The sequence below is a fragment of the Noviherbaspirillum suwonense genome (genome assembly GCF_900182955.1).
GTDB classification, from domain to species: Bacteria; Pseudomonadota; Gammaproteobacteria; order Burkholderiales; family Burkholderiaceae_D; genus Noviherbaspirillum_A; species Noviherbaspirillum_A suwonense.
The window spans coordinates 110,920-135,950 of sequence record NZ_FXUL01000007.1; the positions used below are offsets into that span (position 1 = coordinate 110,920).

A 25,031-nucleotide genomic window follows, 5' to 3' on the forward strand; every position below is an offset into this window, starting at 1 on the left:
ACGCGGGCCGTGGCGAGCATACTCATCATTGCCGACGACCTGTCGGGCGCTGCGGATTGCGCAAGCGCCTATGCCAAGGCGGGCAGGCAAACGCTGGTCGTCATCGATCGCGATGCCGCCGGCGACACCGGCGGGGCCGACGTCGTTGCGCTGGATGCCGACAGCCGGCGCATGCCGGCGTCCCAGGCAGCGCGGCTGCACAGCGACCTGTATGCGCGCTATGCCGCCCCGGGCCAGGTCCTGTACAAGAAGATCGACTCCACGCTGCGCGGCAATTTCGCCGCCGAGATCGCGGCCATCGCCGGCGCCGCCGGCCTGGCCATCGTCGCGCCGGCCTTCCCGCCGGCCGGCCGCGTTACCCGCGACGGCCGGCAGTATCTGAACGGCATGCCGCTGGAGGACAGCGAGGTGTGGCGCGCCGAAGGCATTGCCGGCGTCGCGCATATCCCGACGATGCTGGAACAGCACGGCATACGCGCCGGCATGCTGGGCGTTGCCGACGTACGCTCCGGGCCGACGGCGCTGGCCGGCCGCATTCATTCGGCCGCGCAGGAAGGCCTGCAGGCGCTGGTCTGCGATGTCGAGACCGACGACGACCTGCAGGCTATCGCCCGGGCCTCGCTGCAGGTGACCGTGCCCAGCTTCTGGGTCGGCTCCGCCGGCCTGGCCGCTCATCTGGCGCAGGCGGCCGGCGACGCAGCATCGCCGCCGGCAGGCATTTCAGTGAATGGTGCCATCCTGACCGTGGTGGGCAGCCTGTCCAGCGTGTCCCGCGGACAGGCCGAGCGGCTGCAGGAAGCCACCGGCATGGATAGCATCGACATCCCGGCCGGCGTGCTGCGGCAGGGCCGGACGGATGCCCGCTGGGCCGGCCTGCAGCAAACGCTGGACGCATCGCTGGGACAGGGCCACGATCTGCTGCTGACCATCGGCATGGACGACGCGGTCGACATGAGCGAAGGCCTGCACCTGTGCCAGGCGCTGGCCGAACTGGTTGCGCCGCTGGCCGGCATGGTCGGCGCACTGGTGTCGACCGGCGGCGAGACCGCGCGGGCGATGCTGTGCGCGATGCATTACCACGGCCTGCGCCTGGTCGGTGAAATCGAACCCGGCGTGCCGCTGTCGATTGCAGCGGGCCCGCGCCCGCTGACGGTCATCACCAAGGCCGGCGCGTTCGGCAACCGCGATACCCTGCTGAACTGCCACCGCATGCTGCTGCAGGCGCGTGATGCAGCGCTCATCCCGACATTCCACACGAAAGGTTCCTGATGTATCTCCCTATCATTGCCATCACCATGGGCGACGCCGCCGGCGTTGGCCCGGAAGTCGTCATGAAAAGCCTCGGCGCCGCCGACCTGTACGAACGCTGCCGTCCGCTGGTGATCGGCGACGCCGGCCGCCTGCGCGAGGCCGGCGCGCTGGTCGGCAGCAGCCTGGCCGTGAATGTGATCACGGACGTCGACCAGGCGAAGTTCGAGCATGGCGCGGTCGACTGCATCGACCTCAACCTGATCCCCGCCGGCCATCCGTTCGGCCAGCTTTCGGCGTTGTGCGGCCATGCCGCCTACTGCTACATCGAGCGCGCGGTGGAACTGGCGATGGCGCAGAAGATCGACGCGATCTGCACCGCGCCGCTGAACAAGGAAGCGCTGCATGCCGGCGGCCACATCTTCCCCGGCCATACCGAGATGCTTGCCAGGCTGACCGGCACGCCCGAAGTGTCGATGATGCTGGTCGCGCCCAAGCTGCGGGTGATCCACGTGACGACCCACATCGGCCTGCTGGACGCGATCCGCAAGATCGAGCCGGGCCTGGTCGGCCGCACCATCGACCGCGGCTATGAAACGCTGGTCCGCTCGGGCATCGAGAATCCGCGCATCGGCGTCTGCGGCATCAACCCGCATGCTGGCGAGAACGGCCTGTTCGGCTGCGGCGAAGAGGAAGAGAAAATCATCCCGGCGGTCAAGGCGCAGCAGGCGCTGGGCCGCTCGGTCGAAGGTCCGCTGCCGGCCGATACCCTGTTCTATCGCGCCGCCCGCGGCGATTTCGACCTGGTGATCGCGATGTACCACGACCAGGGCCATGGCCCGGTCAAGGTGATGGGTCTGGAAGCCGGCGTCAACATCACGGTCGGCCTGCCGGTGATCCGCACCTCGGTCGACCACGGCACCGCGTTCGACATCGCCGGCAAGGGCATCGCGGACGAAGGCAGCATGCTCGAAGCGCTGCGCCAGGCCATCGCGCTGGCGACCCGGCGCGGCTGACGTGGCGGGAAGGGCCGGCGCGCCGACATGGCGCGGCGTTCCGCATTTCTGTTTGCTGCGATGGTCGTGTACATTAGCCGGCGTTTACTTCCCTTCCATCAGCCATGGCCATCAGCAAGACCGAGAAGCGGCGTCAGACCATCCTGGGCATCGTGTCCGGCGGCGACGCCAATGTAGAAGCGCTGAGCCGGCATTTCGGCGTGTCGGAATCGACGATACGGCGCGATCTCGCCGAACTTGCGCTGGACGGCCGCATCGTGCGCACCTATGGCGGCGCGGCGCTCCTCCACGGCCATGGCCGCGAACCGTCGCTCGATGAACGCATCCAGCTGCACAGCGACCAGAAAGCGATGATCGCGCGCCTGGCCGCGCGCCACGTGCAGGCCGGCGACAGCCTGATCCTCGACGCCGGCACCACCACCGCGGCGCTTGCCCGCGCGCTCGCCGGCCGCGAGCAGCTGCACATCCTTACCAACAACATCAGCGCACTGTCCACCCTCGCGCGCGAAGAGGGCATCGAACTGACCGTGCTCGGGGGCAGCGTACGCCGGCTGAGCATGGGCACGGTCGGCCCCCTCGCCGAACTGATGTTGGGCCGCATCACCGCCGACAAGGTGTTCCTCGGGGCCGACGGCCTTGCCGCCGGGCGCGGCCTGTGCGAGGCCACGCAGGAGCAGGCTTCGCTGAAGTCCCGGATGATTGCGCAGGCCGGCGACATCTACGTGCTGGCCGATGCGACCAAGCTCGGCTACACCGGCCAGCAGGCCTGGACGCCGCTGGAGCGGCCGTGGACGCTGGTGACGGATGCCGGCGCCAGCGCCGAGCAGCTGGCGCCGTTCCGGGCGGACCCGATGGTCACGGTTCTTGTCGCTTCCGAAGGCCCGGGGGAGGGCGGCTGACGGACGGTCCGGCAGTCGCACCGGGGCTGTTTGCCTTGCGGCCGGCTTAGGTTTTTCTTTCAGCAACTTATTCAATCCCTTGCATAATTCGCGCTTTGACATGTGCGTAAGGCGAGGTGCGCGTCTTCATCCGCTACAATCATTTACTGCAATTTTCCTGTCTGCCGAAGAGAAGTGTAAACATGGCAACATCTACAGCAGGAACGAACGCGTTTTTGACGGACGGCGGCGATACAGGCGCGTTGATACGTGCGCATGATTGGCTCGATTCCCCCCTTGGCCGGGTAGAATTCTGGCCACAGTCGTTACGTTCGATCGTCGGTCCCATGCTGGGGTCGAAATTTCCGATGTTTGTCGCCTGGGGGCCGGAGCTGGGTTTCCTTTATAACGATGCCTACGCCGCAATCCTTGGCGCGAAACATCCGCTGGCGCTTGGGAAGCGCTTTCAGGATGTCTGGCCTGAAATCTGGGACGATATCTTCCCGATCGTCGCACAGGCCTTGGAAGGCAATCCGACTTTCCATGAGAACCTGCCCTTGACCGTGTACCGGCGGGGCCGCGGTGAACAGGCCTGGTTCACATTTTCCTATTCGCCAACCCGTGATGAAAGCGGCAACGTCGCAGGCATGTTCTGTGCCGTCACGGAAACGACTTCACAAATTCTGTCCGAACGCCACCGGATTGCGGAATATGAGCGCATGCGACGCTTGTTCCAGCAGGCGCCCGGCCTTATTGCCGTTCTGCGGGAACCGAATCACATTTTTGAAATTGCGAATGACGCTTTTCTTCAGTTGGTCGGGCAGCGCGATGTTGTCGGAAAAACCGTTCGCGAAGCGCTCCCTGAACTGGCGGACCAGGGTTTCTTCGAGTTGCTGGATACGGTTTTTCGGACGGGGCATCCCTTTATCGCCCACGAGACCTTAGTCAGGTTGCAGCGTCGGCCGGATGGTCCGCTTGAAGAGCGCTATGTTAGCTTCGTCTATCAACCTACCCTGGATTACCTTGGAAAAATAACGGGCATTTTTGTCGAGGGCAGCGATGTCACCGAAGCGGTCCGCGCGCATCGGGCGCTTCGCGAGAGCGAGGAGCGATTACGGCAGCTGGCCAATACCATTCCGCAGCTGGCCTGGATAGCCGATGCGGCCGGCAGTGTGAATTGGTACAACGACCGGTGGTATGAGTACACCGGCACGACCGTCGCGGAGATGCCGGGAAGCGGGGCAAACGGGCTCTTTTCCGGGGATATGCATTCGGCGGTCGAAGAGAACTGGAAAGCTTCCGTCGCAAATGGGCAGTTGTTTGAGATGTCGTTTCCCTTACGTGCAGCAAACGGGGAATGCCGCACCTTTTTTTCCCGGGCCGCGCCATTGCGGGACGGGGACGGCAATATCGTCCAGTGGTTTGGCACCAGCACCGATGTGACTCCGCTGGAAAATGCAAAAGACGAGTTGCTGGAAGCGAATCGTCGCAAGGATGAATTCCTTGCCATGCTTGCCCATGAACTGCGCAACCCGCTCGCGCCGATTGCGACAGCCGCCGAACTGCTCAAGCTGGGCGGCTCCGACCAGGCAAGGCTGCGGAAAACCGGCGAGGTGATTTCCCGCCAGGTCACGCATATGACGAAACTGGTCGATGACTTGCTGGATGTTTCCCGGGTAACGCGTGGCCTCGTCACGCTCCGGATGGAGCCGCTTGATATCCATGGCATCCTTCTGGACGCCGTTGAACAGACGAACGCGTTCATTGAAACGAAGTGCCATCGTTTTAGCGTACTCGTGCCGGAGGTGCCGTTTTTTGTGAACGGCGACCGCATACGCCTCATCCAGGTCTTTTCCAACCTCATCAACAATGCAGCAAAGTACACCCCTTCCGGGGGAAGCATCACCTTGCGGGTGACGGGCGGCGAAGCCAGCGTCGAAGTGACAGTCGAGGACAACGGGGCGGGCGTCGTCCCGTCCCTGCAACCGCATATCTTCGACCTGTTCACCCAGGCGGAAAGGACGCCAGACCGGGCAGAGGGCGGGTTGGGACTAGGTCTGGCGTTGGTGAAGAGCGTGGTAGGGCTCCATGGCGGCACGGTCGCGATGCAAAGCGACGGCGCAGGACAGGGAAGCGTGTTTACGGTGAGCCTGCCCCGTGAAAACGGGCCGCATTCCGCACCCGGGCACAAGGGCTTGAAAAACGGATTTGTGCGAGCCGCCAAGCCGCTGCAAGTGCTTATTGTCGATGACAACCGGGATGCCGGAGATACGCTGTCCTTATTCCTGCAGACACTGGGGCACCAGGTCCTTGTTTCGTACAATCCCTTCGACGCCCTGGCGCTCGCGCAGCGAAATTCGCCGGCAGTACTGTTCGTGGATATCGGTTTGCCGGACATGGATGGCTTCGAGCTCGCCCGCCGGCTGCGGGCCTTACCGGAAATGCAACGATCGCTACTCGTAGCCGTCACCGGCTATGGGCAGGCACAAGACAAGGTGCACGCACGAGAAGCGGGATTCGACCACTACCTGGTCAAGCCCGTCAATCTTGACCAGGTGGTCACATTGCTTGGAACGGTCATTTAAGGGCAAGGCGACGGGCCTTTGACAGCGAGGGATTGCGACCCCTGGCCGCAAGCCGTGGTCTGTCACTGGCAGCTGGCCCAACACTCACGTCGCAAGTGGGGATGCTCATCGGCATCGCCATGAGAATGCTGCGCGGCTTGAACCGCATGCGACTTCGCTGGCTACTGCAGCGAGCGGCGCGGGAGACTGATGGTGAACGCACACCCGGTGTCCGGGAAGTTGGCCACGCTCAGCATGCCGCCGTCCGCCTCCACGCTCCGCCGGGCAATCGACAGCCCGAGTCCCAGGCCCGTCTTGTCCTCGCCGCGCTGGGTAAAAGGCGTGAACATTTGCTCCGGGTCCCCCGGTGGCAGCCCGCCGCAGTGGTCTTTGACAACGATGACGATACGGTCGCCTTGCGCGTAGGCGTTCAGCGTCACTTCGGTATGGGAATGCGTAAATTTGAAGGCGTTGTGGAGCAAGTTCGCCAACGCGGCCAGCAACAGGTCACGGTTTCCCTGGATGCCTAATGACGGGTCGACTTCAGTCACCGTGAACGTGCAGCCGCGCGTCTTCGCGTCCAGCTCCGCAGCATCCCGCGCCTCTGCAATAAAGGGGGCGAGCGGGAACACCTGGTGCGGCTCTTGCGGCGTCCCCTTGATCCGCACTTCATCGAGCGACCTGTCGATTAACCTGCCCATCGCGACATGGCTGCGCTTCAACACCGATCCCGTTGCACCGGCCATGGTCATGGTCCCCGACTCGATCGCCGTTACCGCGAGGGTGGCCGAATTAAGGGAGTTACGCAGTTCGTGCATCAGGAAGCCAAGTCGTTCGTTCAGATCTGCGGACTGCTGCAGAGCGATTGCGGAATCCCGCTGGAAGCTGAATTCCGTCACGGCATCGGCAATCGCATTATCCAGGCACCGGTTCAAGGTCCGGAACTCGTCTACCGAAAAAGGCGCATCGCGCTCGAACGCCAGATCGGTAATGGCCTGGCACAGGTCTCCATAGTCGTGCACGACCTGGTCCACCGTGTAGCCGAGGTTTAACAAGTCTGTGCCGTGGGCGGCTGCACTAACGCCCATTTCGGACAGCGCGGCGCCGTCTCCCCCGGAAGCCCCGGAGATTTTCAGGCCCGCGCCGGCGTCGCCATCCTGTTCTGCTTCCAGCGTCCGGGTCAGTTGTCCGAGAAACCGCGGGATACCATTCTTCAGCTGCTTTGGAGTCGCGTTCCGCTTGGGCCTTCTGGAGACTTTTTCAATGCACCGGGCAATCAACTCGTCGTGATTGTTCGCTAAAAAGTCGTGCATCATGGGAACACCTCATATCATCAAGTCGTAAAAAGTCGAAAAATTGGCTCACCGCTACATGCTTGACGAGGTATTTTGCTGAACCTACAGGATTGCCATGGTACTCGCATGCGATCCCTTTCCTTAAATCCTTTCAAGATGAAGCGAGGAGCTTTCCATCATGAGCGCTTGCTTCGATGATTTTTTTGCATCGCTTCGACCAGGCGGTTGCGAGCCTGATCGCCTCGGCGTTCGCGGATGGTGGGCGTGAAGCAAATGACGTTGGTCGTGGACTAAGTACGCTCCGGACCCTGCAGCGCAACGGCGGCAGAATGTGCAACCCGCCCGACTTGATACCAATCCGAAGTTAAAGCTGCCGCGTATTCAAAGCTCAACAGGCGCTGCGGCACCGATCCTTGGTACAGACAGGCTTGCCCGGTGCGCTGGCGCCCGGCGCCCTACTGATTTCTTTCGCACATATAGCCTTTCCATCATGCGATTACGCCCGGGCGGTTAAGGCCGAAGCGAATCTTGGCATCCCAAGCGTCACCGGTCGCATCCCATTTCAAACCGGGCGCTGGCCTCAAAAAAAGCGCGAGCGTTAGACAAAGTAAACGCTATGGTCGCGCGCTATCTTCATTAATCTCATTTTGACCAAAACTTTAAAAGTTGCCTAGAAAAAGTCTACTTTATTGCGCCGGAAGCGAGGGACAGGCACGGAACGTGAATATGGAAGGAGGGAATCGTCCTAAGTCTCAAAGCCACGCATAATGTGCGAATCCTTCCGTAATGTTGTACCTCTGTAATTGGCGCTGCGTTGTTTCTCAAGTAGGCGCCTCCAGGTCATTCGACATCGAGGTATGCGATGCTGCATAACTTTCTTGCCAATAATCGCCTTGAGCTGATTGCCCGGTGCGCAGAAAAAGGTCGCCAGGCGACCTCAGCGCAATGCGTCGGCTAAACAGTTGCAAACCGGCATTCCCATGTTTATCGACCAACTGATACGGACGTTAAAGGCCGAGCAGGAGGGCGAGGCAAAAACGGGATTGCGTATCTCCGGCGCGTCGGGAGGCGACCGCCCGGATCTGTCCGAAATCGGGGTGACCGCGAGCGCGCATGGCACCGAACTGCTCAGGCTGGGCTACACGGTCGACCAGGTCGTGCATGATTACGGCGACCTGTGCCAGGCCATTACCGATCTGGCGGTGGAACGCGATGCCCCGTTTACGATCGACGAGTTCCGGACCTTGAACCGGTGCCTGGACAATGCGATTGCCGATGCGGTGACGGAGTTCAGCCTGCTGCGCGAGTTGGCGATCCTGGACCAAAAGACAAGCGACGTGAATGCCCATTTGGGCGCACTCATGCACGAACTGGGCAATCTGCTTCACACGGCAACGCTTGCGATGGGCGCAATGGAGTCGGGACGCATCGGACTTGGCGGCGCAACCGGCGCCATGTTAAAACGCAGCATTCAGACGATGAGCAAGCTGGTGCATGGTTCCCTGGAGCAAGTTCGCTCGGAAAGCACTGCGTCAAAAAAGCACGTTTTTGGCTTGGCCGGGTTTATTGCCGAGGCCGGGGCGGCTGCAGAGCTGGATGCGCAGGCGCGAGGCTGCCGATTGTCGGTGTCCGAAGTAGACCCGCATCTAGCGATTAGCGGTAATCGGGATTTACTTCTTGGGGCAGTAGCAAATCTGCTGAATAACGCCCTGAAGTTCACCCATGCGCACACGGAAGTACATTTAAGTGCATACGAAAAAGACAATCGCATTTTCATCGAGATTCGCGACCAGTGCGGCGGGCTGCCCTCAGGGGATGTGGAACGCATGTTCGTACCCTTCACACAGCTTGGCGACAACAAGACCGGGCTGGGATTAGGCCTGCCAATCGCTAGGCAGGACATTGCCACGGAGGGCGGAATATTAAGCGTGACGAATCTGCCAGGTACCGGCTGCCTGTTCACCATTAGCCTTCCGCGATACACACTGGAGCCTTAGCCGCAGTCGGGCAGGGTAGTGCGGGCGTGTCGCAAGCGAAAGGCGACGAAATAGGGGCGGCTGATAGAGCGTTAATTTGCTTGGAGTACGGACGCCAGGTCTTCTGGTTTCACCACCCCTTCAATCGTCGCGAATATTCAAGTCTCTGGGTTGACAGTCTCAGATCGCCTCTTCCCGACAAAATTGCAATAATCAATCCAGCGCGGCGCACGACGATGATCCCGGCTCCGGCGATGGTTCGGGATGTTCCACCCCTGCCCCCGTCTCCGTTCAGTCCTTTTTATTTTCTTCTTTGCCTTTTTTCTCTTGCGCAAGCGCCGGCTTCGGCGAACGTCGCTGGTTGATGTAGTTCGCCGTCCCTGGAACGACTGGTATATACCTTAATTCCTTTTCCCATTTGACCGTACGTCTCAAGGATTGCCTGGCCGCCACCATCTGGGCTTCGATTTCTTGCAAGCGCTTTATTCTTTTGGTGCTCTGAGATCGTCTTTATTTTTTAGGCGGTTATTTCCTCTTTTTTCTTTTTATTTTTTATTTCCAGTTGAGCGCGGTGACTTGCTGTGGGGGAAGGTGTGTCTGGGGTTTATGGTGGTTAAATCTTTGAGGGAGTATTGTCACGTTAGGCCGTTAAGTCACCGTTTTGATGTATTTGATGCCAAGCTGGATAGATTATTGCGTTCTTGTCTCTTACCTGTTGTTTCCTGTATGCTTTCCCAGTAGTAACACGTGCTTTGCCGGATGCAAAAACAACCTCCCTTCCCTGCTGCGGCGGCGATATATCGACGGTCCAGCGCAGAAGAAATAAATGCCAGGCGGCTGCGCCGCCCAGCTTGTAACGGAGTCCTCGGATGGATATGAAATCGCTCGGCTTGTATGACAATCCCGACGGCTGGCGCCGCGAGCCGCTGGAGGCCTTTACCGAATTCGTCCGGTCCGAGGCCTACCTCGATCATGGCCGCCGTCCGCCCGCCACCGACGCCGACAGCAACAAGCGCCCGCTGCGCGATTCCACCCGCAAGAACCTCATCCACATGTTCGGCAAGTTCATCAAATGGATCGCGGGCGAGCAGGTCGGCCTGTTCGCGGTCCAGCCGGACCACATCCTGCGCTTTCTCGACGCGCAGCTGACCGGCCGCGGCAAGGGCGACATCGATATGGTCAGCACGATCCGGGCCCGCCATGTGCGCCTGCTCGAACGGGTCTACCAGCACCTGGAAGTGTCGCCGAATCCGGCTTCGCAGGCTGCCCACGGCATGTACCGGAACCGGGAGCAGGGGGCTGCCGGTGTCGACAAGGACACCGTGGCCCTCACGCGCGAGCAGGAGCAGGCCTTCCTGCTTGCCCTGCCGGGCGATCCGGGAGATACGAGCCAGAACTGGAAGCGGCGGCGCGATCGCGCCATGCTGGCGCTGGCCATCGGCGCCGGCCTGAAGGTGTCCGAGATCCGTGGGCTGTATGTCGAAAACATCGGCTCGCCTGGCGGGGACGGGTCCATCGTTATCAACGTTAACCCGGCCGCTTCCGATGGCACCAGCCTGCCGCATGACACCGTGCTGCGCCAGTCGTATGTCAGCTACCTGCAGCCTTGGCTCAAGGAGCGCGCGAGTCTCGACCTGCCCGGCGCGCTGCTTTTCCCCGCCGGCTTGAGGAAGAATGACAAGATCGACCAGGCCACGCTGTACCGGCAGATCAAGGCCACGTTCGAGCGGGCTGACCTGATGTCGGTCGACCACCAGGGCGGGCGTACCTTGCGCAATACCTTCGCGGTGCGCGAACTGTCACTCGGGACCGCAGTGGAACAGCTCTATGACCTGATGGGGCATCGGGACGTCAAGACGACGGAAAGCTTTGTCGGACTGGTCCGAAAATATCGCCCGCCGCTTTGACTTAACCAGCGAGGCACACCCTTGCGAGCCCGCTGCGACTCGCACTCGCTACTCGGGAATGCTCAAAATACAATGCCGGTGGAATAACTCCCCGGTGAAAACGCCGGTCAATACCCGCCGTCCGCGTGAAATTCGCCGTTTCCCGTCGCCTGGGGGAAACCTTTTGGTGTATAAATCATGGAATTATCGATGGACGCTAATCGAACATTTAAATATGAACGTGCCAGATGCCATTACGCCACTGGGAAACCGCCGGTAATGCCCCGATCCGGGTAAGGCCGGCAAAAGCCGGAGCGATCTATTTTGTCGCTCTGGTGATGCTTTCCTTTCTGATCGCCCAGGGATGGGCGCTGGTCCAGATGCGGGACGTCGAAATCGACAATGCGCGCATTGCCACCTTCAATATGACGCGCGCCCTGGCGCAGCAAGCCGACGACACCTTGCGCGCCGCCGACGTGGCGCTGGTCGGCGTGGTCGACAGGCTCAATGCGGAGGGCATGGCGCCCTCGCTGCTAGCCCAGATCGAGAGGCTGTTGAAGCAGACCGCGGCAAAGCTGCCTGCCCTCGATGGCGTGAATGTCTACGACGCGCAGGGCCGCGGATTGATCACGTCGAGGCAGCAGATTACCAGCAGCTTCGATATCGCGGACCGTGAATATTTCCAGTACCACGCGCGAAACAACGACACGCAGGCGCATGTCGGCACACCCAACACCAGCCGGGTTTCGGGGGCGCTGATTCTTCCCATTTCAAGACGTATCAATCATGCCGACGGCACCTTTGCCGGCGTGGCCGTCGCCACGATCGAGATCGCTTATTTTCGGGAATTCCAGGCACGCTTCAAGCTCGAGAACCAGGGCGCGATCATGCTGATGACGGACACCGGCATCATGGTGACCCGCCGCCCTTTCGACGCCAGCCTCGTCGGCGCGGATGTGACCAGGGGACCGGTGTTCAAAATGTACCGGTCCACCGGGCCGGAAGGAACCGCCGTGATGACCGCGAAGGTCGACGGCATCGAGCGTCTCTACAGTTACCGGCACCTGGACCATTATCCGCTCGTGGTCGCCAGCGCCTTGTCCATGAACGATGTGCTGGCGGCATGGAGAAAGAACATCGAGAGGACGCTTGCGACGGGCGCCGTGCTGCTGTTCGTCCTGATGGTATTCGGGCTACGGCTTATTGCGTTGATCGGCGAGCGGGAACGCGCGCAGCAGGCGCTGACCGAGGCACAGCATGCGCTGGAATCGGTGAACCGGGAGCTCGAGCGCCTGTCGTTGCAGGATGGGTTGACCGGTCTGAGCAACCGGCGCCATTTCGACATGGCGCTGGAAGAGGAATTCAAACGGGCGATGCGGGCGCATACGCCGCTGGCGCTGCTGATGATCGATGTCGACTTCTTCAAGCGTTTCAACGACACCTACGGCCATCCGGCCGGCGATGATTGCCTGAAGCAGCTCGGCACCGCCCTGCGGCTCGCGCACAGCCGTCCCGGCGACCTGGCGGCCCGATACGGCGGGGAGGAACTCGTGGTGCTGCTCCCGAACACCGATACCGGCGGCGCTGCGGAGCTGGCCGAACGGTTCCGGCAAGCGGTGCTGGAACAGGCTATCCCGCATGCAGGAAATCCGGCGGGGTTCGTGACTGTGAGCATCGGCGTGGCCTCATGCCGTCCAGGGAGGAACCAGGCCAGCGGCAACGCACTCATCGAAGCGGCCGACAAGGCGCTGTACCGGGCGAAAGACGGCGGCCGCAACCGGGTGTGCGCCGATTTGCCGAAACTACGTAGCATGGTTGGATGATCAGGCAGACTGGACCTGCCTGAACGGTCCGGCAAGGCGTTGCTTGAAAAGCTACACCCAAGCTCTGGAGACATCCGACAGCGCCGCGCGCTGCGGTCTTCAGCACCGCACGTCGGCGGCTCGCCGGCAGCATGCAGATGTTGCAATGGGTAGGCGTACCGCTACCGCAGCCGCAGCGCCAGCATGCCGGTCCACGCCGACGTTACCGTATGCCGGCCCGCATGAACGATTGCACGAACTGGCGCTGGAATAGCAGGAAGGCCAGCAGCAGCGGCGCCGATGTCATCAGCGTGGCCGCGGTGATGATGGACCAGTCCACGCCCTGGTCGGTGGACGAGAAAACTTGCAGGCCCACCGTCAGCGGCCGCGATTCGACCGAGTTGGTGATGATGAGCGGCCACAGAAAGTTGTTCCAGTGGGTGCTGATCGACACCAGGCCGAACGCCAGGTAGATCGGCTTGGCCAGCGGCACATAGACCTTCATCAGCACCTGCAGCGCGCTGGCGCCTTCGACGGTGGCGGCCTCGTCCAGTTCGCGCGGGACGGTCTTGAAGGTCTGGCGCAGCAGGAAGATGCCGAAGGCGGAAGCGAAGTAGGGCAGGCCGATGGACAGGATGGTGTCGCGCAGCCCCAGCTTGTTCATCGTCGCGTAGTTCTCCACGATCAGGATGTCGGGCATCACCATCAGCTGCATCAGCACCAGCATGAACATCAGGTTGGCGCCGCGAAAAGTGAAGCGGGCGAATGCATAGGCGGCCATGGTCGACAGCACTATCTGCGCGGCGAGGATCATGGTCACCAGCAGGAAGGTGTTGAGGAAGTAGCGCGGGAACGGCGCGGCATGCCAGGCATTGACGAAGTTCTGCAGCGTCAGCGGCGCCGACAGCGAGAAGCGGGTGGCGAACGCGGCGGGATGGAAGGCGGTCCAGATCGCATACAGCAGCGGCAGCAGCCACAGCAGGCCCAGCAGCCAGGCCGCAAGGGTTTCCAGCACCGGGCTGCGGCGCCCGAACGGGTCGGTAACGGCGGGCGTGTTCATTGGTAGTGTGTCCTGCGGTCGAGAAAGCGGAACTTGACGATGGCGACGATCGCCAGCACCAGCAGCAGCACGACCGTCAGCGCGGCGGCATAGGCGGAGTCCCAGAACGAAAAGCCGACTTCGTAGATGTAGTAGAGCAGCAGCGAGCTGGCATTGTCCGGCCCGCCCTTGGTCATCACCACGATATGGTCGACCAGCCGGAACGAGTTGATCAGCGCATTGATCAGCACGAACAGCGTGGTGGGCATCAGCAGCGGGAACTGCACGCGCCAGAAGTATTGCCAGCGCGACGCGCCTTCCAGGCTGGCGGCCTCGGCCAGCACCGGCGAGATCTGCTGCAGCGCGGCCAGGTAGAAGATCATGAAGAAACCGGCCTCCTTCCAGATCGCCACGACGACCAGGCAGCCGAGCACCGTGTCCGGGTTGCCCAGCCAGTTATGCGACGGCAGGCCCAGCGCCTGCGTCAGCTGCTCCAGCAGGCCGTACTGCGGCGTATAGAAGAACAGCCAGATGTTGGCGACCGCGATCATCGGCAGCACGGTCGGCGTGAAATAGGCCAGGCGCAGCAGGCCGCGGCCCGGCACCCGGTCGTTGATCCACAGCGCCATCATGATGGCCAGCGCGATCGAGACCGGTATGGTGCCGAAGGCGAACCACAGGTTGTTCGTCAGCGCGCGCCAGAACACCGGATCGTCCGCCGCCAGCGCGTAATTCTCCATGCCGACGAAGACCGACGGATTGGACGCCTTGGCGGTCGAAAAGAAGCTGTGCCAGATGGTGGCCACCGCCGGGTAATGGGTAAAGCCGATCAGCAGCACCATCGCCGGCGCGAGCAGCAGCCAGGGGGTGAGCGGCGTGTGGGTACGTTGCATGGAAACCTTGTCAGCGGTGGTCAGCGGTGGTCAGCGGTGGTCGGCGATGAGGCCCCGTCTCGCCGGCCGGAGCGCGGGGCCGGCCGGCGGAACGGACTAGCGGCGCCAGGTGCGCAGGATGCGGTCGGACTCGCGCTGCGCATCCTTCAGCGCGGCTTCCGGCGTCTTGGTGCCCGACAGTGCCGCCTGCAGGTTGTCGTTGAGCGCCTTGGTCACGCGCTGGTTGTCATGCGTGGACAGTTCGGCCACGCTGTACTTCAGCTGGTCGCGCGCGACGCCGGCCGCCGGCACGTCCTGCAGGTACTTCTTCATCTCAGGCGTGTCCCATGCGTCCGGGCGGGTGGCGACATAGCCGGTGGCAATGCTCCACTGCGCGGCGCGCTGCGGTTCGCTGGCCCAGCGGATGAATTTCATCGCCGCCTTCTGCTGCGCCGGCGACGTCTTGTTGAACACATAGAAATTGCCGCCGCCGGTCGGGCTGCCCGGGTGCTTGGCCGCCGGCAGCATCGCCACGCCGAACGGGAAGCTGGCATTGGTGCGCAGGTTGGTCAGGTTGCCGGTGGTGGTCCAGATCATCGCGGCCTTCTCTTCCATGAAGTCCTTGGGCGTGGTGCCCCACTCGATCACGCCGGACGGCATCGCCTTGTGCTTCGCGGAGAGGTCGACCCAGTAGCGCAGCGCCTCCACCGCGCCGGGCTTGTCGAAATAGGTCTGCGTGCCGGCGCTGTTCATCAGCACCGTGTCATTCGGCGTCGTCATGCCCTGGAAGATCCAGTAGGTGAAGCCGGTGGACGGTATCTTGATGCCCCATTGCGACACGTTGCCGCTGGCGTCGGTCTTGGTCAGCTTCTTCGCGTAATCGACGGTTTCCGCCCAGGTAACGGGCGCTTTCTCGGGATCCAGCCCGGCTTCCTTGAACAGCTTCTTGTTCCAGAACATGACGATGGTGGAGCGCTGGAAGGGAATGCCCCAGGTCTTGCCGCCGGTCTGGCTGTTCTGCATGAAGGCCGGGTAGAAGCCGCTGATCCACTGCTTGTCCTCGGGGCTGGATGCCAGGCCGTCGATCGGCACGATCGCATCCTCGTCGATCAGCGTGAAGAGATCGGTCGACAGCAGCACGGCCAGCGTCGGCGGGGTGCCGCCCTTGTGCGCCGTCAGCGCCTTGACCAGGCTCTCCTGGTAGGTGCCGGCGTAGATGGCCTTGATCCTGACGTCCGGGTTCTGCTTCTCGAACTCCGCGGCCATCGCGTCGATGGTCTTGGTCACCGGTCCGCCCACAGCGACCGGGTAATACAACGTGACCTCGACCGGGTCGGCGGCCAGCGCGGGTGCGCTGGCCAGGCCGGCGGCAGCCAGTGCAGCCATGGCGGCTGCGGCCCTCAGTACGGTTCTACGCATGATGCTCTCCTTGGTTGACGACTTATGGTGAACGTGCGGGCCGGCGCGCTCAGCCCGGCGCGCGACGCAGGCCGGTGGCGCTATCGAAGAAATACTGGTGCGCCGCGTCCCAGCCGAGCCGCACGCGGTCGCCGGCGGCCAGCGTGAGCTGCCCGGGCACCCGCACCAGCAGCGGGGCGGCGCCGATGCGCGCGCCGACGATGGTGTCGGCGCCAAAGTATTCGACCGACTCGACCACCGCCGCGATGCCGCGCTCGACCAGCGCGATGTGCTCGGGCCGCACGCCCAGCTGCAGGCCGCGCCCGCTGCCGCGCGGCAGGATCACCGGGCCGTCGCTGCCTTCGATGACCGCGCCGTCCGCGCCTTCGGCGAGCGGCAGGATGTTCATCGGCGGCGTGCCGATGAAACGGGCGGCGAACACCGAGGCCGGCTGCGCGTACAGCAGCGCGGGCGGCGCATTCTGCTCGATGCTGCCATTGCGCAGCAGGATGACCTGGTCGGCCATGCTCATCGCCTCGGTCTGGTCGTGGGTCACGTAGATCATCGTCATGCCGAGCTGCTGCTGCAGCGCGCGGATCTCGCGCCGCATTTCCTGCCGCAGCTGCGCGTCGAGATTGGACAGCGGCTCGTCCATCAGGCATACCGGGCTGTCGGCGATGATGGCGCGGCCCAGCGCCACGCGCTGCTGCTGGCCGCCGGACAACTGGCCGGGACGGCGGTCGAGCAGCTTGTCGAGGCCGAGGATGTCCGAGACGCGCTTCAGGCGCGCTTCGTAATTGGCCGCCGGCTCCTTGCGCACCTTGACGCCGAACAGGATGTTTTCACGGACGCTCAGGTGGGGAAACAGCGCATAGGACTGGAACACCATCGCGATCTTGCGCTGCGGCGGCGGCAGGCCGGTGACGTCGCGCCCGCCGATCGCTATCGTGCCGGCGGAGGCGGTGTCGAGGCCGGCGATCAGCCTGAGCGTCGTCGACTTGCCGCAGCCCGATGGACCGAGCAGCACGGCAAAGTCGCCTGACTTCACCTCGAAAGCGATGTCCCTGACCGCCTGCGTATCGCCCCAGTTTTTTGTAATGCCTTGCAGCGAGATTGCCGCCATAGCCTGTCCTCAGCCTGATGTGGCGTCCCGCGCAGCCCGTCATGCACCGACTGCTTGCGCCAGCGCGCCGCGTCCGGAACATCGGGGCTTGTACGGCAGGGACTGCCGGTCTCCGTTATTGTTGTGCACATATGCTCACGTGCGGTGAACGTTTGTACGATATCGGAAATGCCGGCGAAAGACAAGAAAGAAGGCGACGCGGGGACACGCGCCGGGGTGACGCGCTCGCCTCCGGCTTCATTCGTCCACGTGGTGAAAGTCGATTAATCCCGACCTATCGCCGCGCGCCCGCGGCCAACCGCCTACGGAAGGGCCATGCGCGATTGCAGGCGCTGGAGCAAGATAGCCACACATGCGGCAGCAGGCATGACGCCGGTATCGAGCACCAGGTCTGCCGAATCCGGCGCGTCGTACGGCGCAGAGATACCGGTGAAATTGTCGATCTCGCCGCGGCGCACTTTCTTGTACAGTCCTTTCACATCGCGGGTTTCGCAGACGTCCAGCGGACAACGCACATAGACCTCGAACAGGCTGGCCGCGCCGACGATGCTGCGCACCATCGCGCGGTCTTCTGCGAGCGGTGAAATGAACGCGGCCAGGGTGACCACACCGGCCTCGACCGTCATGCGCGCCATCTCGGCAACGCGGCGCAAATTCTCATGGCGGTCCTGCACTAGAAACCCGAGATCGGCGCACAAGCCCTGCGTGACGTTGTCGCCGTCCAGCACCAGGGTACGTCGCCCCTGGCGGTGCAACTCCGCCTCAAGGGCGTTGGCAAGGGTGGTCTTTCCCGCGCCGGACAGGCCGGTGAACCAGATGACGAGGGCGCGGTGCCCATTCAGGCGCTCGCGCGCTGCCCGGCATACGGACGGGGCCTGGTGGAACACATTGTCCGTCAGGGCATTTCCTGAAAATTGTTCCACATACCGGGCCAGGCCTCGACCCAGCAGCACTGGTGGTCGAATCCAGGAACCACGCGCACCGACGGCCTATCTTTTGCATATCGGCCGGCGAAGTCCTCGATCAGCCGGTGCGGGACGACCGCATCCTTCTCACCCGCGAGGTGCCACTGGACGAAGCGCCGGGAAGACGGCGCGTCGTCCGCCGGGTTCAATGAACCGCGCAGCGGATCCAGCCGGTGCAGCGACGTCCATGCTCGATGATCGAGGTTGCCAGCCACGGTCACCACCCGCACGACGTCCTGTCGGCGTGCGGCGACCAGCATGGCGACGGCGCCGCCGCCGGAATAGCCGACCAGCGTCAGCTCGCGCGCACCGAACCTTTTCTTGAGGACGTCGATCGCATCGCTGGTCGCCGAGACGACCTCGGGCGCGAAGCGGCGCGCAGTCCAGTAGGATGCCTCGCATGCGGCGGCGAAGACATACTGGCAGGGCCGGCCGAGATAGGCGACGGCGCCGGCCGGCTGGGCCAGCGCCAGTCGCAATGCCATTGCGTTGACCGGCGTCGGATCCTCCGAGATACGCGACGGTCCGGTCCAGGCCATGCCGTCGCCTTCCAGGTAGACGGTGAGCCTGTCCGCAGGCGCGGCGTTCGGCGGAAAAAAGGCCGCCAGCGCGAAGGGCTGCACCGGCAGGGCCTGCATGCGCCAACCTTGGCTGGCCGCTAGCGCCCGTGCGCTATCCCGGCGCGCCTCCGGGGTCGGAATGAGCGCGCAGCCTGCGACGAGCAGCGCACACAGCAGCGAAGACAGTATCCGTGCCTGCTGGGACATATTTTGATGGCCTGTGTTGAATGATAATGAAAAAGGGGCCATAGACCATCCTATCGCCCCTCGTGCTTATCACTCCCGCTTTAGAACGCCCAACGGGCCTTGACCGAAGCGGTCTGGTTATTCAAACCGGTGCGGTGCTCGGCATCATACCGGGCAGTCAGTTCCACGCCATTCGTGAGTTGATACACGTAGCCAAGGCCCGCGCGCGACACCACCCGGCCTGCCTCGATGCCCGACAGGGTAAAGGCAGCGCCCGGCGCGCCGGCAAAGCTCGATACGATGGTGTTTTTCTGGTCCATCGTGTCATAGCCGACGCCCGCATTGCCAACGATGGCGCCGCGGTCGCCGACGCGCTGCTGCAGCTTGCCGTCCACGCCGATGATGAACGACTTCGTGGTCCGACCTTCCACCGCCAGGTTCAGCGCATCCGCGCCGGTCTCGGCGTAGGACCGGTCACGAATCCAGGTGTAATCGGCGCGCACCGAAGGGGTGAATGTCGTGAGGTCCGACAGCGGCAAGTCGCGGCCGAGCGCCACGCCGACATGGGCGGTGCTGCTGCTGAAGTCCGACTTTGCGCGCAGGTTGGCAAATGAAATCTGCCGATGGCCTTTATTGGCATTGTGGCCAAGGTCTGCCTGCCAGCTCAACTCCGTGCGACTTCCCAGGTCGACGGCGCCGTAGCCGATGACCTGGTAGGCGTCGACGGTCGATCCCTGCGGCGCGACGACCGAGCGGCTGTCGATATCGCTGCGGGAGTAGGCGAATGCGCCGCCGACGCGCAGGGTCTTCGACACGTCCGCGTCGACGCCGGTGACCAGTCCGTACGTGCTGGACTTGAACCCGGAAACGCCGTCGCGGTCGGCCTGGTTCGCCCACGAGCCGAATGGCTTGACCCACGCCCTCTTGTCGGTGATGAACTCGTCGCCTGACGACATGCCCCTTGCCGAATCCAGCCGCGACTGCACAATCTGACTGACGTTGGACATGGTTGAGCGCGTGACGTTGGCCGAGCTCGCGGCCAGCGAAGGCAGGGTTTGCGTTACGGCCTGGGACACTTGCTGCTGGGTCGCCAGGGGAACGAACAGCAGGGCCAGGTTGCTGCCCGGGTTGGCGAAGAGCGCGGCGTCAAGGACGCGGGCTGCCGCGAAGGCGGGCGAATTGCTGTTTGCAACCGCCGCCGCGGTGATCCCGCCTGTCGGCGCAGGAATCGGCGGGGGAACAACCAAGACGGGTGCTGGGGGAGGCAATTCCAGGGCAACCGGTGCTGCTTCGCCAGGCGTTGGCGCTGGCGCTGGCGTCAGCACTGGCGGCGGCGTCAGTGTCGGCAAGACAATAACCGGGGCCAGTTCCAGCTGCAGATTCACGCTGGTGGCGGTGTAGACGGGCTTGAAGTTGAACAGCAAGCTGTTATCGCTCGTCGAGCCGAACGTGCCAGCGACCGTCGTTCCCGTGATGACATTGGCAACCGTGCCGTTGTGGGTATTGGCGCTTGTGACGCCTGCGGTATCGACGACCAGGCTGCCGCCCAGCGTCACGGCGCCATTCGCCTGCAGCCGGCCAGCCGCGGCGTCGGCGACGCCGGTTTTAAATGTGCCGGAGGTGGAGAAATTACCGTTGACGACGAACGTTTTGCCGGCGGGGATGGTGATCAGGCCGACATTGGTCAGGTCGCCGGTCATCGTGCCATTGCCGCCCCTGAGTGTGCCGTTGGCCTTGACGTCGATCGAGCCTGTAAGTGCGGCAGCGTCGGCCAGGCCGAGCGTGCCGGACTCCACCGACCAGCTCGATGATCCGGCACCCTGCAATGTCCATTCACTGCTGCCTTCCTTGCTGAACTTCTGAAAGCCGCGGTATTGCGCGGTGTTCCCGATGGTGGCCAGGTCGAAGGTATTCCCCCCGCCGGCATTGACATCGCCGCCGAGCGCCAGGGTGTCGCCGCCGTTGAGCAGTTCGCCAAGACTGACGGCGTTGCCGATAAGGATCGAGCCGCTTTCCAGGACGAGCTTGTTTGCGCCGTTGGAAAACTGGACTGCATCGGCACGCGCACCGGCGCCCCCGTTGGCCAGGCCGCCCGCAATCGTTCCAGCATTGCTGATGGTGGAATTGCCGGTCGCATTCACGCCAACGCCGCCTTGGCCACCGGTGCTGACAGCGCCTGCCAGGCCAGCAGCGCCCGTGTTACCGGCGGTGCCGACAGCACCAAGCGCTCCGATTACAGAACCTGAACCCGGCGTGCCGCCGGAACCGCCGTTACCTCCCGCGCCACCGGCACCGCCTGCGCCTGCGGCACTACCCATGCCGCCATTTCCACCAGTGATGGTCCCGGTGTTGCGCAGCACAAAGTTATCGCCGGAGACAGCCGCACCACCAATGCCGCCTGCGCCGCCATTGCCGCCGACGCCGCCGGCGCCGCCGGTGCCACCATTGCCGCCTCGACCACCTGCGCCACCTGGGCCATCTTCAATCCAACCGAAGCCACCATCACCTCCGTGGCCGCCAGTGCCGCCTTTACCACCCGTTCCGCCTGTCCCCCCGGTGCCACCCACACCGCCCGCGCCGCCCGTGCCACCCGTGATGCTGCCACTATTGTTCAGAATGAAGTTCGACCCGGTCAAGCCGGCACCGCCTGCAGCTCCCGCTGCGCCACTTGCGCCATCGCCACCCTTGCGCCCATTGCTGCCAGCGGCACCGGCGCCACCGGTACCGCCTGGAATCAAGCACACCATGTTGCAATACTCATCGGCGTTCATGCCGTCGTAACCCGTCGCTCCCAGGATTCCCGCCCCGCCGATACCGCCTGCGCCAGCCGCTCCGCCAACACCGCCGACCCCGCCAGCCACGCTGCCTGCATTATCCAGGCTAAAACCCGACCCCGCGACGCCAGCGCCACCTCGTACGCCTTGGCTGCCGGATGTTCCAGGCCCGCCATCGACCCCGCTGAGAGCCGGGCTGGCCGGTATTCCAGCAGCGCCAGTTGCACCGCCGCCTCCAATGACTGCGCTGGTGGAACCAAGCGCGACCGACAGTGGGTTCGCTAACGGATTGATTGTCAGTGCATTGGATCCCGATGTCGCCAACCCTGGGACGATCGCATTGAGTGCAACATTACCGCTGCCTCGCAGCGTCAGCGGACCTTGTCCGTTAATGGCCTGCAGATCGATCGAGAGCGGCGCGCTGGTGACCACCGTGAACGCCGAATTTGTCGAAGGCAAAGCGGTCTGTAGCGATATCGATGTCACCGAGGGATCGACGACGATGGTGCTGTTGAATGTCTGGCTGGCGTTCTGCAACGCCTGGCGAAGCGAGCCAGGACCGCTGTCGGCTGCCGTGGTGACCGAAAAAATGGACGGGAACTGGATGGCGAAGCTTGGCGTCGCTGCGCCAAAAGACAATACAGCGGCAAAGACTGCCTGCGCCAATACTTTGGGAACCGGGTGAATCTGGTGCTTTCCCCTTCTGGCCTGCCGTGCGGAAGATGCGAGATGAAGCCTGGAAAAACCTGGGCGGGAAGGCAAGTGGAACTCCGTTGTTTGAATGGTGGGACAGCTGCCAACCAGTCTAACTATTTCCACATGGAAAAAATTCTTAATTTCTGGTTTTCACTCAAATACGCCAGTTAGTTGCGATCCCGCAACATAACGTCATTTTTATGGTCGTTTTGCGCCCTGAATTCACGGGCATCCGGATCTGTCCGCGATCGGGCCGGTCGCACATGCTGGGAAAAGGCTTCATCCTTATAGCCCATTCTGCCGGGTCGTGGCCGATAACCTTTAGTCGACGACGCTGCACGAGATGAATGCCGCCGGCGGGCGCGAGCAATTCTTTTTTCCGATCACGCAGCGACGACCCGCTGGCGAACAATCTTCGTTTCCAAACTGTGCCTGGAGATATTCAACAGTCGCATCAAGCAAGAGCCAGCCGAGGCGGCGGCCTTGTCGGAATCGTGCATGAAGACCCCCCGGCGCCTGACGTTGGGTGAACTTTTGGCATGATTCACCCAGATAACGCAAGGACATACATGCATCTGCAGCTCTACCGAAGGAACGCAGCATCGATACCGTCGCCGGTGGCTGCGCCCTGCCGACGTGATCGTTTCACTGCGCCTGTCGCTGACAGCGATTCAGACATATTCAATTGCGTTCAGCCTGAAAATCCATGACTCAAAACACGACTGCGGAAAAATCACCCGAAGAACTCCTGGCGGCCAAGGAAGAACGGCGGCGAAAAAAGGAGGAACGGCGGGAAAAGCAGCGCGCCGCCAATATCGGACGCGCGGAAAAAATGCACAAGCTCCGCATTCAGTCCGAGAAAGCCGCTGCCCCTGAAGTCACTTCGCCAGCGCCGCCTGGCAAGACACCGGCCGCCACTGAATATCATATTGCCTGCTCGGGCTGGTTTTACTGGCGCTGGCGCGGCGACTTCTATCCGGAGGAGTTGCCGACAAGTGGCTGGTTCGAGCATTATGCGTCGCATTTCGATACTGTCGAAATCAATGCATCGTTTTATTCATGGCCCACCGAAGCGACGGTAAAAACCTGGATCAGGCAGGCGGAGGGCAGGGATTTCATCTACACCGTGAAAGTGTGTGAGCTGATTACCCATATAAAGCGCTTCGAAGGCACGAAAACGCTGGTCAGGGATTTCGGATTCATTGCCGATATGCTCGGGCCGCGCATGGGATGCTTTCTCTTTCAGCTCCCGCCGAGTATTCATTACACCGCCGCCAGGCTGAAAGCCATCCTGAGCCAGCTCGACCATACGCGGCGCAACGTCGTGGAATTCCGGCATGCCAGCTGGTGGAATGACGATGTCTTTTCGGCCTTCCGGGAAACTGGCACGATTTTCTGCTCGTGCAGCGGGCCCAGGCTACCGGACCAGCTGGTCAGAACGGCCGAGGATATCTACATACGATTCCATGGCGTCAAGCAATGGTATCGCCATGATTATTCGGACGAGGAATTAGCCGCATGGGCCACACGGATCCGGGAAAGCGGCGCGAAGCGCGTCTGGGTTTATTTCAATAATGACTATGACGGTTATGCGACAAAAAATGCCCATTCCTTAAACGTATTGCTTCGCCCCTAGGCAGTCGCGCCAAATGCGCAGCCATTAATAATCGCGGGCGGCATTCACGGGTTTGCACGATATCGTCCGGAGCTTGCAAGAAATACCATTTCCCTGTCTTGAAGCTGGTTTCCCTATGCCTTTTCATCACGGATTAAAGCGTTCGATGCGCCCACGATCATTTGATTTCAGCGTCGGCACACGGCATCTGTCATAATCCGACCATGCAGTGTTGCGACATCCATTCTTCCCACACGCTCATTTCTCTTTCTCGCTGTAGCGCAGACATTTCACTCTGATGCTCTCCTTGTAAGACCTGCTATCAGGTCGAATCACGCCAATCCGGGCACGACGGCGCTTGCTTCTTCTGTCTCCGACAATCTTTAATGAAGGAAGCGCCATGGCTGTCACTCTCGGCGAAGCACGCCTGTACTCGAACCATTTGCTAGCGAAACTCTCCGACGAGCAGCTCGGGCCGCTCTGTCCGCTGTTCGAGGCGGCGCATACCGACCGCAAGCATGTCGTGCATGAACGTAACGACATCATTCCCTTCGTCTATTTTCCGCATACGGCTGCGCTGTCGAACCTGATCATCCTGGTCGATGGGTCGGCGGTCGAAGTCGGCACGATCGGCAACGAGGGTTTCTCCGGCGTCGAGCTGCTGATCGGCGCGACGGCGGCGACGGAAACCTGCGTCTGCCAGATCGAAGGCGATCATCTGCGGATGAAAGCCGGCGATTTCCTGGATGCGCTCAGGGATTCAGGCGCATTGCGCCATGTCGCGCACCTTTATTTCCAGGGCTATCTCGCGCAGCTTTCGCAATCGGTCGCCTGCAATCGCAAGCACTCGCTCGAAGCGAGGTTCGCACGCTGGATGCTCATCACCCACGACCGTGTCCAGGGGCAGGAATTCATGCTGACCCATGAATACCTGGCCGACATGCTGGGATGCCAGCGCCCGAGCGTCAGCGTGGTCGCGGCAAATTTCCAGCAGGCCGGCGTGCTGCAATACAGCCGTGGGCACGTGAAGATACTGGACCGTACGAAGCTGGAAGCGGAATCCTGCGAATGCTACGCGTCCGTCCGCCGGCAGTTCAAGCTCGTGCTCGGCGTGCCCTATGGCTAGGCCAGAGCGCTC

At 62.5% G+C, this 25,031-nt stretch carries 19 protein-coding genes; 10 read left to right on the plus strand and 9 right to left on the minus strand.

Annotated features, from left to right (window positions below; translation table 11 throughout):
• Positions 1 to 9: 9 nt before the first annotated feature.
• The 4 genes from QOL82_RS11590 (at position 10) to QOL82_RS11605 (ending at position 5,727) form a co-directional block, all read left to right on the plus strand.
• Complete coding sequence (locus tag QOL82_RS11590; RefSeq protein WP_283442421.1) at positions 10 to 1,269, plus strand: four-carbon acid sugar kinase family protein; 1,260 nt, start codon at positions 10 to 12, stop codon at positions 1,267 to 1,269.
• Positions 1,269 to 2,264 (plus strand): 4-hydroxythreonine-4-phosphate dehydrogenase PdxA, encoded by a 996-nt coding sequence (pdxA, locus tag QOL82_RS11595; protein ID WP_283442422.1) that lies wholly within the window; start codon positions 1,269 to 1,271, stop codon positions 2,262 to 2,264. Before QOL82_RS11590 ends, pdxA begins: the two co-directional genes overlap by 1 nt.
• A gap of 104 nt (positions 2,265 to 2,368) precedes the next feature.
• Positions 2,369 to 3,163 (plus strand): DeoR/GlpR family DNA-binding transcription regulator, encoded by a 795-nt coding sequence (locus tag QOL82_RS11600; RefSeq protein WP_283442423.1) that lies wholly within the window; start codon positions 2,369 to 2,371, stop codon positions 3,161 to 3,163.
• A gap of 182 nt (positions 3,164 to 3,345) precedes the next feature.
• The gene (locus QOL82_RS11605; protein ID WP_283442424.1) at positions 3,346 to 5,727 is read left to right on the plus strand and encodes a hybrid sensor histidine kinase/response regulator; all 2,382 of its coding nucleotides are present in this window, start codon (positions 3,346 to 3,348) and stop codon (positions 5,725 to 5,727) included.
• Between the two features lie 161 nt (positions 5,728 to 5,888).
• Here the strand turns inward: QOL82_RS11605 and QOL82_RS11610 are convergent, their stop codons facing one another.
• Positions 5,889 to 7,019, minus strand: coding sequence for a sensor histidine kinase (locus QOL82_RS11610; RefSeq protein WP_430438473.1), 1,131 nt, complete (start codon positions 7,017 to 7,019; stop codon positions 5,889 to 5,891).
• A 962-nt stretch (positions 7,020 to 7,981) separates the two neighbouring features.
• On the opposite strand from QOL82_RS11610, the gene QOL82_RS11615 reads away from it, so the two are divergent.
• Positions 7,982 to 8,998: a sensor histidine kinase gene (locus tag QOL82_RS11615; RefSeq protein WP_283442426.1), complete on the plus strand. Its 1,017-nt coding sequence runs from the start codon at positions 7,982 to 7,984 to the stop codon at positions 8,996 to 8,998.
• Positions 8,999 to 9,268: 270 nt separating this feature from the next.
• Here the strand turns inward: QOL82_RS11615 and QOL82_RS11620 are convergent, their stop codons facing one another.
• Positions 9,269 to 9,454 (minus strand): hypothetical protein, encoded by a 186-nt coding sequence (locus QOL82_RS11620; RefSeq protein WP_283442427.1) that lies wholly within the window; start codon positions 9,452 to 9,454, stop codon positions 9,269 to 9,271.
• 392 nt (positions 9,455 to 9,846) lie between these two features.
• Here QOL82_RS11620 and QOL82_RS11625 point away from each other — a divergent pair, with 392 nt between their 5' ends.
• Positions 9,847 to 10,884, plus strand: a complete 1,038-nt coding sequence (locus tag QOL82_RS11625; protein ID WP_283442428.1) for a tyrosine-type recombinase/integrase — start codon at positions 9,847 to 9,849, stop codon at positions 10,882 to 10,884.
• A gap of 227 nt (positions 10,885 to 11,111) precedes the next feature.
• A complete protein-coding gene (locus QOL82_RS11630; protein WP_283442429.1) occupies positions 11,112 to 12,686 on the plus strand; it encodes a sensor domain-containing diguanylate cyclase in 1,575 nt (524 codons plus the stop codon).
• A gap of 202 nt (positions 12,687 to 12,888) precedes the next feature.
• Here QOL82_RS11630 and QOL82_RS11635 read toward each other — a convergent pair whose 3' ends face one another.
• From QOL82_RS11635 to QOL82_RS11665, 7 genes are all read right to left on the minus strand, one after another.
• Positions 12,889 to 13,725, minus strand: a complete 837-nt coding sequence (locus tag QOL82_RS11635; protein ID WP_283442430.1) for a carbohydrate ABC transporter permease — start codon at positions 13,723 to 13,725, stop codon at positions 12,889 to 12,891.
• Positions 13,722 to 14,597, minus strand: coding sequence for a carbohydrate ABC transporter permease (locus QOL82_RS11640; protein WP_283442431.1), 876 nt, complete (start codon positions 14,595 to 14,597; stop codon positions 13,722 to 13,724). Before QOL82_RS11640 ends, QOL82_RS11635 begins: the two co-directional genes overlap by 4 nt.
• A gap of 96 nt (positions 14,598 to 14,693) precedes the next feature.
• Positions 14,694 to 15,995 (minus strand): ABC transporter substrate-binding protein, encoded by a 1,302-nt coding sequence (locus tag QOL82_RS11645; RefSeq protein ID WP_283442432.1) that lies wholly within the window; start codon positions 15,993 to 15,995, stop codon positions 14,694 to 14,696.
• 49 nt (positions 15,996 to 16,044) lie between these two features.
• The gene (locus QOL82_RS11650; RefSeq protein WP_283442433.1) at positions 16,045 to 17,097 is read right to left on the minus strand and encodes an ABC transporter ATP-binding protein; all 1,053 of its coding nucleotides are present in this window, start codon (positions 17,095 to 17,097) and stop codon (positions 16,045 to 16,047) included.
• Positions 17,098 to 17,399: 302 nt separating this feature from the next.
• Positions 17,400 to 18,020, minus strand: a complete 621-nt coding sequence (cysC, locus tag QOL82_RS11655; RefSeq protein ID WP_283442434.1) for an adenylyl-sulfate kinase — start codon at positions 18,018 to 18,020, stop codon at positions 17,400 to 17,402.
• Positions 17,993 to 18,829, minus strand: a complete 837-nt coding sequence (locus QOL82_RS11660; protein ID WP_283442435.1) for an alpha/beta hydrolase — start codon at positions 18,827 to 18,829, stop codon at positions 17,993 to 17,995. Before QOL82_RS11660 ends, cysC begins: the two co-directional genes overlap by 28 nt.
• Positions 18,830 to 18,909: 80 nt before the next feature.
• On the minus strand, positions 18,910 to 21,579 hold the full coding sequence (locus QOL82_RS11665; RefSeq protein WP_283442436.1) for an autotransporter family protein: 2,670 nt from the start codon (positions 21,577 to 21,579) through the stop codon (positions 18,910 to 18,912).
• A 241-nt stretch (positions 21,580 to 21,820) separates the two neighbouring features.
• Here QOL82_RS11665 and QOL82_RS11670 point away from each other — a divergent pair, with 241 nt between their 5' ends.
• From QOL82_RS11670 to QOL82_RS11680, 3 genes are all read left to right on the plus strand, one after another.
• A complete protein-coding gene (locus QOL82_RS11670; protein WP_283442437.1) occupies positions 21,821 to 22,267 on the plus strand; it encodes a hypothetical protein in 447 nt (148 codons plus the stop codon).
• A gap of 717 nt (positions 22,268 to 22,984) precedes the next feature.
• Positions 22,985 to 23,914: a DUF72 domain-containing protein gene (locus tag QOL82_RS11675; RefSeq protein ID WP_283442438.1), complete on the plus strand. Its 930-nt coding sequence runs from the start codon at positions 22,985 to 22,987 to the stop codon at positions 23,912 to 23,914.
• A 379-nt stretch (positions 23,915 to 24,293) separates the two neighbouring features.
• Complete coding sequence (locus tag QOL82_RS11680) at positions 24,294 to 25,019, plus strand: Crp/Fnr family transcriptional regulator (RefSeq protein ID WP_283442439.1); 726 nt, start codon at positions 24,294 to 24,296, stop codon at positions 25,017 to 25,019.
• The last annotated feature ends 12 nt before the right edge of the window (positions 25,020 to 25,031 follow it).